General features: G+C 64.2%; 11 protein-coding genes. 1 reads left to right on the top strand and 10 read right to left on the bottom strand.

What is annotated here, in order from left to right; genetic code table 11:
* Positions 1–256 precede the first annotated feature (256 nt).
* Genes BM382_RS15215 through BM382_RS15200 form a run of 4 tightly spaced genes read right to left on the bottom strand, consistent with a single transcriptional unit; the run spans position 257 to position 3224 of the window.
* The gene (locus BM382_RS15215; protein ID WP_011059697.1) at positions 257–874 is read right to left on the bottom strand and encodes a TPM domain-containing protein; all 618 of its coding nucleotides are present in this window, start codon (positions 872–874) and stop codon (positions 257–259) included.
* A gap of 29 nt (positions 875–903) precedes the next feature.
* On the bottom strand, positions 904–1662 hold the full coding sequence (locus tag BM382_RS15210) for a TPM domain-containing protein (RefSeq protein WP_072443211.1): 759 nt from the start codon (positions 1660–1662) through the stop codon (positions 904–906).
* Between the two features lie 33 nt (positions 1663–1695).
* Positions 1696–2616, bottom strand: a complete 921-nt coding sequence (locus BM382_RS32185; RefSeq protein ID WP_072443209.1) for a TPM domain-containing protein — start codon at positions 2614–2616, stop codon at positions 1696–1698.
* Entirely contained in the window at positions 2616–3224 is a 609-nt protein-coding gene (locus tag BM382_RS15200) for a LemA family protein (protein ID WP_011059694.1), read from the bottom strand. Before BM382_RS15200 ends, BM382_RS32185 begins: the two co-directional genes overlap by 1 nt.
* 382 nt (positions 3225–3606) lie before the next feature.
* On the opposite strand from BM382_RS15200, the gene bglX reads away from it, so the two are divergent.
* Positions 3607–5898, top strand: a complete 2292-nt coding sequence (gene bglX / locus BM382_RS15195) for a beta-glucosidase BglX (RefSeq protein WP_011059693.1) — start codon at positions 3607–3609, stop codon at positions 5896–5898.
* Between the two features lie 230 nt (positions 5899–6128).
* Here the strand turns inward: bglX and BM382_RS15190 are convergent, their stop codons facing one another.
* The 6 genes from BM382_RS15190 to BM382_RS15165 form a co-directional block, all read right to left on the bottom strand.
* Positions 6129–7286 (bottom strand): phospholipase D-like domain-containing protein, encoded by a 1158-nt coding sequence (locus BM382_RS15190; protein WP_015634449.1) that lies wholly within the window; start codon positions 7284–7286, stop codon positions 6129–6131.
* 1 nt (position 7287) lies between these two features.
* Positions 7288–7869, bottom strand: a complete 582-nt coding sequence (locus tag BM382_RS15185; protein WP_011059691.1) for a YceI family protein — start codon at positions 7867–7869, stop codon at positions 7288–7290.
* Between the two features lie 81 nt (positions 7870–7950).
* Complete coding sequence (locus tag BM382_RS15180; protein WP_019094793.1) at positions 7951–9258, bottom strand: OprD family outer membrane porin; 1308 nt, start codon at positions 9256–9258, stop codon at positions 7951–7953.
* A 183-nt stretch (positions 9259–9441) separates the two neighbouring features.
* A complete protein-coding gene (locus tag BM382_RS15175; protein WP_015634445.1) occupies positions 9442–10209 on the bottom strand; it encodes an IclR family transcriptional regulator in 768 nt (255 codons plus the stop codon).
* Positions 10210–10289: 80 nt separating this feature from the next.
* Positions 10290–11753 carry an amidase gene (locus BM382_RS15170; RefSeq protein WP_072443207.1) on the bottom strand — a complete coding sequence of 488 codons (1464 nt, stop codon included), beginning with the start codon at positions 11751–11753 and terminating at the stop codon, positions 10290–10292.
* Positions 11750–13060 carry an MFS transporter gene (locus BM382_RS15165; RefSeq protein ID WP_011059687.1) on the bottom strand — a complete coding sequence of 437 codons (1311 nt, stop codon included), beginning with the start codon at positions 13058–13060 and terminating at the stop codon, positions 11750–11752. The genes BM382_RS15170 and BM382_RS15165 overlap by 4 nt, the downstream gene beginning before the upstream one ends.
* Positions 13061–13079 lie beyond the last annotated feature (19 nt).

Below are 13079 nucleotides of genomic sequence, written 5' to 3'. Positions count from 1 at the left end.
GGGCAGGAGCCTCGGGCGATGCGCGGTGTCGATCAGGGAATGGCGGGTATTTTAGGGAGCAAGCCCCGTCGGGGCACGAAGTTATTCACCCGACGGTAAAAAATCGTCGCCCCCCGGAAAAATCCCCCCAATCCAGCCCCGTAGGAGCTGGCTTGCCAGCGAAGGCGTCCCCAAAGGCGGTGCAAGGCTCACGGACCTCTTCGCCGGCAAGCCGGCTCCTACACAGGTAGCACGCCATAGTCCCCAGCTGGGTGGGTCAGTTGAGCACCACCAGGCGGTTGGGCAATTCGTTGCGTACCTGGGTCAGGGGCACATGGGTCTTGAGCAACTCGCCGCTGGCTTCAATGCAATCAAGGAAGCCCTGCAGGGTCTGGCCTTGCCGGACCTGCTGGGTAAAGGCCTGGACAATCGCGTTCCAGTGCTTGTTGTCCAGGCGCCTGGAAATGCCTTCGTCCACCAGGATCTCCACATAGCGCTCGGCTTCGCTGACAAAGATCAGCACCCCGGTGCCGCCCACGGTGTGGTGCAGGTTCTGTTCGAGGAACTGGCGCCGGGCCAGGTTGGAAGCGCGCCAGTGACGCACCGATCGCGGAATCAGCCGGGTGGTGACCCGCGGCAGGCGGAACACCAGGCACAAGACGATAAAGGTCGCCCACTGCGCCAGCAGCAACAGGTGCATGTTCAGCCAGCCGGTGGCGTAGTGCACCAGCCCCGGCACCACCAGCGCCAGCAGGCTGGCCCAGAGCAGCGGGATATAGGCGTAGTCGTCGGCCCGGGCCGCCAGTACCGTCACCAGTTCGGCGTCGGTCTGCTGTTCCACCCGGGCGATGGCTTCGGCCACCTGCCGTTGTTCGAATTCACTGAGTAATGCCATGTCGTTGGATTTCCGCTTTTTATTGTCAGTTACCAGCCGCCGGAGGAACCGCCGCCGCCAAAGCTGCCGCCGCCACCACTGAAGCCGCCCCCGCCGCCGGAGCCGCCACCAAAACCGCCGAAGCCACCGCCTCCGTCACCGCCGCGCCCGCTGGTGGTGGTGATGAACCCGAGCGCCTGCGCCACCATCACCACCAGGATGAACAGCAGCACCATGAAGATGAACAGCCACGGGTGACGCTGGACAAAATCGTCCTGGTCGCTGCTCTGGCCGCCGCTGTCATAGGCCGTGGCCGGCTCGTCCAGCGGCGTGCCGCCGAGCACCAGGAGCATGGCCGAAACCCCGTCGCTGATGCCCTTGCTGAACTGCCCGGTCTTGAACGCCGGGGTGATCACCTGGTTGATGATCACCGAGGCCTGGGCGTCGGTCAGGCGCTCCTCCAGGCCGTAGCCCACTTCGATGCGCAGCTTGCGCTCGTCCCGGGCGACGATCAGCAGCGCGCCGTTGTTCTTGTCCTTCTGGCCGATGCCCCAGTGGCGCCCCAACTGGTAGCCGAACTCCTCGATGCTGACGCCTTGCAGGTTCGGCAGGGTCACCACCACCAACTGTTCGCCGGTGGCCTGTTCGTGGGCTTGCAGTTGCCGAGTCAGCAGGGCGCTGATGCTCGGCTCGATCATCTGCGCGTCGTCCACCACCCGCCCGCTCAGGGCCGGAAACCTCAGCTCGGCCTGGGCCGAGACCGCAAAGACCCAGAGCAACAGCACCAGGCCAATTTTATAGAGTCGCATCAGCACCTCATCCTTAATGTTTGTCCGCGTGTGCTACCAACTGCCGGACGCCCCGCCACCGCCAAAACTGCCGCCGCCCCCGCTGAAACTGTCCGAGCTTGAACTGGAGCTGGAGCTGCTGGAGTCGAACCAGTCGAACGCACTGCTGCTCGAACCGGTGTCGCGCTCGGCCCTGGTTTCGCGCCTGGCCGAATCGCCGCTGGCAACAACCGGCGAGTCATCGCCGCTGCGCCATTGGGTCAGGAACCCGAACAACGGTACACCGACGAACACCAGGTAGAACAACCTCTCGAACCACCACATCCACTCGATGTCCTGGTACCAGCTTTTCTCCACCGAGCGGTACACCAGCATCGGCCGGTCGGTGGACGACAATACGCTCACGATGGACGTGGCCCCGGCAATGATCCCCGAGGAATACAGGTCGTCTTTGAAGTACGGAATGATCGAACCATCGATGATGAAGTGGGCCACTATGTCGTTGAGCCGCCCCTCCAGGCCGTAACCGACCTCGATCCGCACCTTGCGATCGTCCTTGGCCACCAGCAGCAGGACGCCGTTGTTCTTGTCCTTCCGGCCGATCCCCCAGTGCCGGCCCAACTGCAGGCCGAACTCCTCGATGCTATGGCCACCCAGGCTCGGCACCGTGGCCACCACGACCTGGTCGGTGGTGGTCTGCTCGAGCCGCTCCAGCATCTGCGCCAGGTAGACCTGCGCGGATGGCGTGAGCAACTGCGCGGTGTCCACCACCCGCCCGGTCAGCTTGGGAAACAGGCGTTCAATCGGTGCCGCTGTCGCAGTGGTCGGTGCGGGCTCGACCTGGACAGCGGGTTGCGACGAACGCAACGGCACCCCATCCGTGGGTGTGGGCCCGGGTGGTTGCGCCAGTACGGCGCCACCCACCAGCCAAAGCCACAGCAGCGCGCCTTGCAGCACGCGCCGCCCGGGGCTCATCAGAATTTGACTTGCGGCGCTTTGTCGGCGTCGGGGCTGGTGGCCTCGAAGGATTCACGCACCGGCATGTCGCTGTACATCAGGCTGTGCCACAGGCGGCCGGGGAAGGTACGGATCTCGGTGTTGTACTTCTGCACCGCCAGGATGAAGTCGCGACGGGCCACGGCGATGCGGTTCTCGGTGCCTTCAAGCTGGGATTGCAGGGCCAGGAAATTCTGGTTGGCCTTGAGGTCCGGGTAGCGCTCGGAGACCACCATCAGGCGGCTCAGGGCACCGCTCAACTGGTCCTGGGCCTGCTGGAACTGCTTGAGTTTTTCCGGGTTGTCCAGGGTGCTGGCGTCCACCTGGATCGAGGTGGCCTTGGCCCGCGCCTCGATCACCGCAGTGAGGGTCTGCTCTTCGTGCTTGGCGTAGCCCTTGACGGTTTCCACCAGGTTGGGGATCAGGTCGGCGCGGCGCTGGTACTGGTTCTGCACCTGGCCCCAGTCGGCCTTGACCTGCTCGTCCAGGGTCGGAATGTTGTTGATGCCGCAGCCGCTGAGCAGGCTGGTAAGCAGCAACAAGGCAGCGATGGGCCAGCTCGAACGCAGGCTTTGAGTGATGTTCATGGGTGAGGCTCCTTGCACAACCTGATTGAAATGAAGCTTTTGCCCGCTTTCACACATCCTGTGGGCAAAATCTGCCTGCGCCACTGGAATGCATCGGGCTGATGGGCTAAAAGATGCCCAGCGCGAAAAAGAGTTCAGAAATAAGGCGGTGTGAAAACGTCGCGAGTGAAGGCAAGACAAGGCAAAAACAGGCGAGGAAGCGGAGTGTAGGAGCCTACATGAGCATTCCGAGCCTGTTTTTAACGCCGTATTGCCGAACGCAGCAGTTTTCACATGGCCTGAAGTGTGCGGGAATTATCTGAACAACAATAGTCGCTCCCTAAATTTTGGCTGTTCGACGCGTCACTCATGCGTCGGTCTTGAGCCCTTGAGAACAATATTCATGAAGAAGCTGTGTTTGCTGGGCCTGCTGGTCAGCCTGGCCAGTCACCCTGTATTGGCCGAAACTGCCCCGGTCCCCCTGGAAAACAAAGAAGCCTTTATCAGCGACCTGCTCAAGCGCATGACCCTGGAAGAGAAGATCGGCCAGCTGCGGCTGATCAGCATCGGCCCGGAAATGCCCCGCGAGCTGATCCGCAAGGAAATTGCCGCGGGCAATATCGGCGGCACCTTCAACTCCATCACCCGCCCGGAAAACCGGCCGATGCAGGACGCGGCCATGCGCAGCCGGCTGAAGATCCCGATGTTCTTCGCCTACGACGTGATCCACGGCCACCGGACCATCTTCCCCATCAGCCTGGCCCTGGCCTCCAGCTGGGACATGGATGCCATCGGCCGCTCCGGGCGCATTGCCGCCAAGGAAGCCAGCGCCGACAGCCTGGACATCACTTTTGCACCGATGGTCGATATCTCCCGCGATCCGCGCTGGGGCCGTACCTCCGAAGGCTTTGGCGAAGACACCTACCTGGTCTCGCGCATCGCCAAGGTCATGGTCAAGGCCTACCAGGGCCAGAGCCCGGCCCTGCCGGACAGCATCATGGCCAGCGTCAAGCACTTCGCCCTGTATGGCGCGGTGGAAGGCGGTCGCGACTACAACATCGTCGACATGAGCCCGGTGAAGATGTACCAGGACTACCTGCCGCCCTACCGCGCGGCGATCGACGCCGGCGCCGGCGGGGTGATGGTGGCCCTGAACTCGATCAACGGCGTGCCCGCCACCTCCAACACCTGGCTGATGAACGACCTGCTGCGCAAGGAATGGGGCTTCAAGGGCCTGGCGGTGAGCGACCACGGGGCGATCATCGAACTGATCCGCCATGGCGTCGCCAAGGACGGACGTGAAGCGGCCAAACTGGCGATCAAGGCCGGCATCGACATGAGCATGAACGATTCGCTGTACGGCAAGGAGCTGCCGGGGCTGCTCAAGTCCGGCGAGATCGAACAGAAGGACATCGACAACGCCGTGCGTGAAGTGCTGGCCGCCAAGTACGACATGGGCCTGTTCAAGGACCCGTACGTGCGCATCGGCAAGGCCGAGGACGACCCCGCCGACACCAACGCCGAAAGCCGCCTGCACCGCAGCGATGCCCGGGATATCGCGCGACGCAGCCTGGTGCTGCTGAAGAACCAGAACGACACCCTGCCACTGCAGAAAACCGCGAAGATCGCCCTGGTGGGCCCGCTGGCCAAGGCGCCGATCGACATGATGGGCAGTTGGGCCGCCGCCGGGGTGCCGGCGCAATCGGTGACCCTCTACGACGGCATGCGCAATGTACTGGGAGACAAGGCCCAACTGGTGTACGCCCGGGGCTCCAACATCACCGCCGACAAGAAGGTGGTGGACTACCTGAACTTCCTCAACTTCGATGCCCCGGAAGTGGTGGACGACCCGCGCACGGCGCAGCAGATGATCGACGAAGCGGTGAACGCCGCCCGGCAATCGGATGTGATCGTGGCCGCGGTGGGTGAATCCCGGGGCATGTCCCACGAATCCTCGAGCCGCACCGACCTGCACATTCCTGCCAGCCAGCGCGACCTGATCAAGGCCCTCAAGGCCACCGGCAAGCCACTGGTGCTGGTGCTGATGAATGGCCGGCCGCTGTCGCTGCTGGAAGAAAACCAGCAGGCCGATGCGATCCTGGAAACCTGGTTCAGCGGCACCGAAGGTGGCAACGCCATCGCCGACGTGCTGTTCGGCGACTACAACCCGTCGGGCAAGCTGCCGATCACCTTCCCCCGCTCCGTGGGGCAGATCCCCACCTACTACAACCACCTGACCATCGGCCGGCCGTTCACCCCGGGCAAGCCGGGCAACTACACCTCGCAGTACTTCGACGACACCACCGGCCCGCTGTTCCCGTTCGGCTATGGCCTGAGCTACACCAGCTTCAGCCTGTCGGACATGGCCCTGTCCTCCACCACCCTGAACAAGAGCGGCAAGCTCGACGCCAGCGTGACGGTGAAGAACACCGGCAAGCGTGACGGCGAAACCGTGGTGCAGCTGTACATCCAGGACGTGGCCGGCTCGATGATCCGACCGATCAAGGAATTGAAGAACTTCCAGAAAGTCATGCTCAAGGCCGGTGAAGAGAAAGCCATTCACTTCACCATCACCGAGGACGACCTGAAGTTCTACAACGCGCAGCTCAAGTACGCCGCAGAGCCGGGCGACTTCAATGTGCAGATCGGCCTGGATTCCCAGGACGTCAAGCAACAGAGCTTCGAACTGCTCTGAGCCTGCCAGCGGCCGGCGCAGGACCTGCGCCGGCCGACTCCTTCTGTAATCCCCACAATCGCTGCAATATCTGTCGCCGCTGCCGAGCCTGCGAGGCTGCGCAAAGGTCCGCAGGACCGTGCTTGTCGATCTCCCGCCAAACCTCCATCGGACTCACGACCGCCGCGACCGCTTCGCGATCGTTCGCAGCCTGCGGCAGCGGCTACAGCCTGCCGTGTCAGCCGCGTGAGTCAGCCGCGCCGATCCAGCAGGTTGACCACCAGACGGTCGACCCAACCCCAGATCCGCTGCTTGATCCGCCGCCACAGCGGTCGCTTGCGCCACACCGCCAGGCTGACTTCCTCGCTCTGGGCAAAGTCGGCGTCAAAACTCGCCACCACTGCCTGGGTCAACGCAGGGTCCAGGGCTTCCAGATTGGCTTCCAGGTTGAAGCGCAGGTTCCAGTGGTCGAAGTTGCACGAGCCCACGCTCACCCAGTCGTCCACCAGTGCCATCTTCAGGTGCAGGAAACGCGGCTGGTACTCGAAAATCCGCACCCCGGCCTTGAGCAGGCGCGGGTAGTAGCGGTGCCCGGCATAGCGCACCGCCGGGTGGTCGGTGCGCGGCCCGGTCAGCAGCAGGCGTACGTCGAGGCCTCGGGCCGCCGCCTTGCGCAACGAACGGCGCACTGACCAGGTGGGCAGAAAATACGGAGTCGCCAGCCAGATGCGCCGCTGCCCGCTGCTCAGGGCCCGGATCAGCGAATGCAGGATGTCGCGATGCTGACGGGCGTCGGCGTAGGCCACCCGGCCCATGCCCTCGCCGGTATCGGGCAGGCGCGGCAGGCGTGGCAGACCGAAATCGGCACCGGGCTTCCAGGCCCCGCGATACAGGTTGGCGCTCCATTGCCGGTCGAACAGCTGCTGCCAGTCGCTGACCATGGGGCCGGCAATCTCCACCATCACCTCATGCCAGTCGCAGCTATTGTCCTCGGGCTTCCAGAACTCATCGGTGACTCCGGTGCCGCCCACCACCGCCAGGGCCTGGTCCACCAGCAGCAGCTTGCGATGATCGCGGTACAGGTTGAGAAAGCCCTGGCGCCATTTCAGCCGGTTGTAGAAGCGCAGCTCGACACCGGCCTCGGTCAGGCTGCGGCGCAGGGCCTGGGTAAAGGCCAGGCTGCCGTAGTCGTCGAACAGGCAGCGCACCCGTACCCCGCGCTGCGCTGCCTGCACCAGGGCCTGGACCATGGCCTCGGCGCAGGTCCCGGCTTCCACCAGGTACAGCTCCAGTTCCACCTGGTGCTGGGCGCGGGCAATGGCCACCAGCATCCGCGGGAAGAACTGCGGGCCGTCGATCAGCAACTCGAAGCGGTTGCCTTCGCGCCAGGGGAACACCGCTGCGCGCATGTCAGCGCGCCGTGAAGATCAGCACCGCACCCACCGGCACCGAGAAACTGATGGCCGACAACCCGGCCATCTTGCGCAGGCTGTCGAGGCCGGGGGCCAGGTTGAAGTCCTCGGCGTTGAGCACCAGAGGCTCCAGGGTCACCACCTGGAAGCGCCGGTCATCCAGGCGGGTGGCCAGCAGTTCGGCGTTGTAGGTGTGTTCCTCGCCGTGCAGGGCGACGGTGACCGGCAGCAGCAATTCGATCTGTGCGCCGGGGGCCAGGTCGTTGATCGGTCGCAGGTTGATCTGTGCACTGATCCGCGCCTCGGGAAACTGGGCGATCTGGAACAGTTCCTGGCGCATGCGCTCATCGCGCAAGGGAATCCCGCTGCTCACCGACTCCAGTTCGATCTGCAACTGCGCCTGGCCCTTGCCATCGACCTTGCCATGCAGCACCAGAAAGCGCTGGACCTCGGAAACACTGGCGTTCTTGGTGGTGACGAAGGACACGCGGGAAGATTCGTTGTCCAGGTACCAGTTGGCCTGGGCCGGCAGGGCCAGTACCCCGAGCAGGCTGAAAAGAAGGCGGATCGGCGTACGCATGCAAGCTCCCATGTACAGAAGGCGCCACCTTAACCGCCCGCCAGAAGGCTGGCAAACGTCACGGCAGGCGGCGCAGTAGAGCTAGAAGCGGTAGGTATAGTTCAGGTAGAAGCGTTCGGCGCTATGGCTGATGATGCCTGCCGGTCCTCTGGAGAGGCTCTGGCGCTGGATGCCGTCGGGCTCGCCGTGGGTACGAAAGCGCCCGTGCAGCCAGGCGACATCGAGCCCATCGAACCAGCCGTCGAAGGCATAGCGCAGCACGCTCTGAAATTCCCGGCGGGAAAAACCTGCGTAGCCTTTGGCGTGATTGGAGGCAGCGTAGTGCATATCCAACTTCAGCCGCGGCAAGCCGAAGTCGGCGAAATCCATACCTCCCAGCAGCTTGAACATCTCCTCGTCCTGCAGGCCGAAGTAGTAGAACAGCTTGCCGCTGCTGTTCCAGGTGCCGTTGTCCTGGGCGAAGAAGGTGCGGTCATAGTCGTCACCCCAGACCTTGTTCCAGGTCAGCCCGGCGTAGTAGCGGCTGAACCGGTACTTGAACAGCAGATCCAGATGCCGAGCATCGTGAGAGCGCTCCGCCTCATACAGCCCGCGCACGCCGGAATACTCGAAGCGCTTGCCGGCATCCTGTTGGCGCCCCCAGATGGCATACACATCGATGCCGCGCTCGGGGGCCAGTTCGAAACTGTGGGTCAGTTTCACCGAGGACGCGCGCAGGTAGTCCCGGGCCACGCCGTGTTCAAGCTGCAGGTTGCTGCCACCAGGCAACACATGACCCAGGGCATAGAGCCGCAGGTCATCGATCCTCTGTCCTCGATAGTTGCGCAGGTCCTGGTTCCAGCCCGAGTCGTTGCGCGGACTGAAACCGTCGATGCGGCTGAAGTTCAGGCTTAGCGCGCCACGCTCGTAGCTCAGGTCCTGGCCCAGGGTGGCCGCCGGCAGGATGCGCGAATAGCGATCGTCGCGGTAAAGCTGGTATTGCCGGCTTTTTTTCCCCACTCCGGCGCTGAAGGTTCCGGCTTCATCCACCCAGCGCCCACGCAGGTACAGTTCGAGGGGCTTGGCGATGCCATGGGGCTGCTGCACGCTGCGGTCGGCTCGCAGGTTGCTGATGTTGTTGGCGTCTCGCCCTACGTGCAAGGCATCGGCCAGGCCATAGCTGTAGTCGAGACCCAGCACCTCGCGGTACCAGCCGGAACTGAAGCTGAACTGGGTGGCCTGTACCCATTCATCCCGGGTCGGACCGACCCCTCCCCCGTCGTTTTCCTTCCAGTAGGACTGGCTGTAACGCAAGGACCTGCGGCTGTCCTCGAAAAAGCCCTCGGCCAAGGCCCCACCGGCCACCAGACAACACAACAGCCCGCTCAGATAACGTTGCTCAGCCCGCATGAGATCACCTGTTCTTATTATTGGAATTGGCGTCATGGCCGCCGAAGGCGGACCAGGCTTCATTCTCGGAGCAGCGGGGCAAAGGGCAATGGGCACTGGTTCCGCAGAATGGAACCCGGTGTCTGAGGAGAGCGTTGTCCGCGCAGCACGATCAGGGCAGCCGGAATGCCCGAGCGGGAGGTTTCAGGCGATGTCTTTCTGCACCTGCTCGACGGTTTCCGCCAGTAGCCACAGGTGGCGGTTGCGCACCTGTTCGACACAGGCCAGGTCCCGCGGCCAGTGCAGGGCGATACTGCCGATCACCCGGCCTTCGGCCTGCAGCGGCAAGGCCACGGCGCGGATCAGGAACGGCAGGCGCACCGGGTATTCCCAGTGCCCTTCGGTGCGCTGGCCGAACCCCAGGTGCTGGGATTCCAGGCACTGTTGCCGGGCTTCGGCCGGCACCTGCTCCTGCTCGGCCAGACGCTCGACTTCTGCACTGGCCAGGGCCCCCAGGCAGGCCTTGCCCATGGCCGAATGAAACAGGCTGGCATGCTGGCCGACAATCCGGCTGTTGCTCGGGTAGCGCTTGCGCAATACCTCGGGCACCGCACTTTCCAGGACCTCCAGGCTCTCGCCGTCGAAGCTCGACAGGTCGGTGACCAATCCGGTACGTGCACTCAATTCCAGCAACCAGGGCGCCGCCTGCTCCACCATCTGGCGCTTGAAGCGCTGCCGGCTGTCACCGAACAGGCTCCGGGCGCTCAGGCGGTAGCGCCGGTCACTCAGGCCTCGATAGATCCAGCCCTGTTCCTGCAGGGTCAGCAGCATGCGCGATACCGTGGCCTTGGCCAGGCCCGTCAGGTAGTGCAGCTCCTCCAGGCCCAGGGCCTGGTGCTGGCCGATCAGCTCGACAATGGCCAGGGCCCGCTCCACTGAGCGCACGCTGCCGGTTTCTACCTTGCTGGCCATAGTCCGAGCTCCCTGACTGAGGAAAAGGTTTTACCCAGCAAGATGCGGGCCTGCGGACCTTGGCGACCACACCCCTTTGATTACCGCAGGTTGCCCGGCGGCCGCTGCCGCACCCACTGCGTCAGCTGCTCATGGGCGTAAGCCAATTGCAGCACGGCGTGGTCGGCCTGGGCCGGACCGATGATCTGCAGCCCCATGGGCAAACCGGCCAGGTTGAAACCCACCGGAATGCTGATACTGGGCAAGCCGGCCAGGGTCGGGCCGATCACCACTTCCATCCAGCGGTGGTAAGTGTCCATTTCCTGCCCATCGATCTGCCGCGGCCAGGCTTGCCGTGCATCGAAAGGGAACACTTGGGCGGTGGGCAGCAGCAGGAAATCGTAACGCTCGAACAGGCGCTGCAACGCGCGATACCAGTCGCTGCGGCTCTGGGAAGCGCGATACACATCCGCCGCGCTCAGCTTCGCCGCGCCCTCCACTTCCCAGCACGCTTCCGGCTTGAGCCAGCGGCGCTTGTCCGGGTCGTCGTACAGCGCCCCCAGGGAGCCCTGGACCAGCCAGTGGCGGTGTACCAGCCAGCAATCCCAGAGCTGGGCCAGGGAAAAGTCCGGCTGGCAGCTTTCCACCTCGCAGCCCAGGCTGGCGAAATCCCCGAGGGCCTTTTCGCACAGGCCCAGTACGCCCTGCTCCATGGCCAGGTAGCCGTTGTAGTCCCCCAGCCAGCCCAGGCGCAGGCCCTTCACATTTCGTTGCAGCGCCGCCTCCGGTTGCGCCGATGGGTCCTTCAGCGACAGAGGCGCCCGGGCGTCAAACCCGGCCTGGGTACCCAACAGCCGCGCCACGTCGGCCACCGTGCGCCCCATGGGACCTTCGGTGGCCAACTGCTGCACGGACAGTTCCGGAGTCGGGCCGAACGGCACCCGGCCCTGGGAGGGGCGCATGCCGAACACGTTGTTGAAGGCTGCGGGGTTGCGCAACGAGCCCATCATGTCGCTGCCGTCGGCCACCGGCAGCATGCGCAGGGCCAGAGCCACCGCGGCCCCGCCGCTGCTGCCGCCGGCACACAGGGTGCTGTCGTAGGCGTTGCCCGTGGTGCCGAACAACTGGTTGTAGGTATGGGAGCCCAGGCCGAACTCGGGCACGTTGCTCTTGCCGACGATGATCGCGCCACTGGCCCGGACCCGCGCCACGCTGATGGCATCCTGCTGGGGCACATGCTCGGCAAACAGCGGCGAACCCATGCTGGTGGTCATCCCGGCGGTGGCCGCCAGGTCCTTGATCGCCTGGGGCATGCCGTGCATCCAGCCCATGGACTGGCCCTGGGCCAATTGCCGGTCTCGCTCGTCGGCCTGCTCCAGCAGGGCCTCGGGGTCCCCCAGCGAGACCAGGGCATTGACCAGTGGATTGCAGCGCTCGATCTGCGCCAGGTAGGCCTGCATCACTTCGCGGCAGGACAGCTCGCGGGCATGGATGGCCCGGGACAGCGCCAGGGCATCCAGGTCGACAATCGACGCATTGATCGATGGTTCTGCGGGGTTGATCAAGACTCACCTCCCAGGCTCACGGCATCGGGTTTTTCGTCTCTGACCGCGTCATACATGCAGTAGGTACCCAGCAGGCTGAGGACCGAGGTCAGCAGGACATAGAAGGCTGGCGCCACCGGCGTGGCCATGACCTTGCTCAGCCAGGTCACGATCAACGGCGCAAAGCCACCGAACAGCATGACCGTGACGTTATACGCCACCGACACTCCGGTGGAGCGCACCTCGATGGGAAACTGCTCGGCCAGGGCCGTGGGGCCGGGGCCGAAGAAACCGCCGATGGCCCCGCACAGCAGCATCTGCATCACCAGCAGGCGCTCGATGGATGGCGCCGCAGCGACCCACACATACAAGGGATAGACCATGACAAAAAACGCCAGGGTGAACGCCATCAGCACTGGACGTCGCCCAATGCGATCCGACAAGGCCCCGGCAAAGGGAATCACCAGGGTCATCAGGGCCACGGCGAACATCTGCACCAACAGCACCTGATCCAGGGGCAGGCCGAGGTTGGTGTGGGCAAAGGTCGGCATGTTCACCAGCACCACATAAAAGGACACGGTGCCCCCGCAGCACATGCACATGGACACCAGGATCGCTCGGCGATAGGCCGATACCACCTGCCACAACCCGGGCCCTTTGCCACGCACCTGCTTGCGTGCCTCGACAAAGGCTTGCGGCTCTTCCATGTACTTGCGGATCCACAGCCCCACCGGACCGATCAGCAGGCCGATCACGAATGGCAGGCGCCAGCCCCAGAGTTCCAGGGTCTGGGGCGAAAAGAAATGGGTCACCGCCGCCACCATCGCCGCCCCGCTGAATACCGCCAGGCACTGCCCCACCAACTGCCAGGAGCCGTAAAGGCCCTTGCGGTGGGGCGGCGCACTCTCCACCAGGTAGGCCGTGGCGCTGGCGTACTCACCACCGGTGGCAAAGCCCTGGAGCATGCGTGCCACCACGATCAGCAGCGGCGCTCCGATACCGATGGCCGCATAGTTGGGGGCGAACACGATCATCGCGATGGCCAGGGTCATCAGTTGGATGATCACCAGCATCGCCGCCTTGCGGCCCCTGCGATCGGAATAGATCCCCAGCAGCACACCGCCCACCGGGCGCATGAAGAAACCCACACCGAAGGTGGCCAGGGCCATCAGCAGCGAGGTGTATTCATCTTCCGCGGGAAAGAACTGGCGAGCGATGAAGCTGGCGAGAAAGCCGTAGACGATGAAGTCGTACCATTCCAGGGCGTTGCCGACCACGGCGGCAACCACCTGCCGGGTCCTGGAAACAGAGGGAGTCGAGACGCTCATGGGATGTTCCTTGGAGACT

The sequence above is a fragment of the Pseudomonas sp. NFPP25 genome (assembly GCF_900116505.1).
Taxonomy (GTDB): Bacteria; Pseudomonadota; Gammaproteobacteria; order Pseudomonadales; family Pseudomonadaceae; genus Aquipseudomonas; species Aquipseudomonas protegens.
The sequence above is the reverse complement of the archived record's forward strand: the minus strand, read 5'-3'. Positions and strand labels throughout refer to the sequence as shown.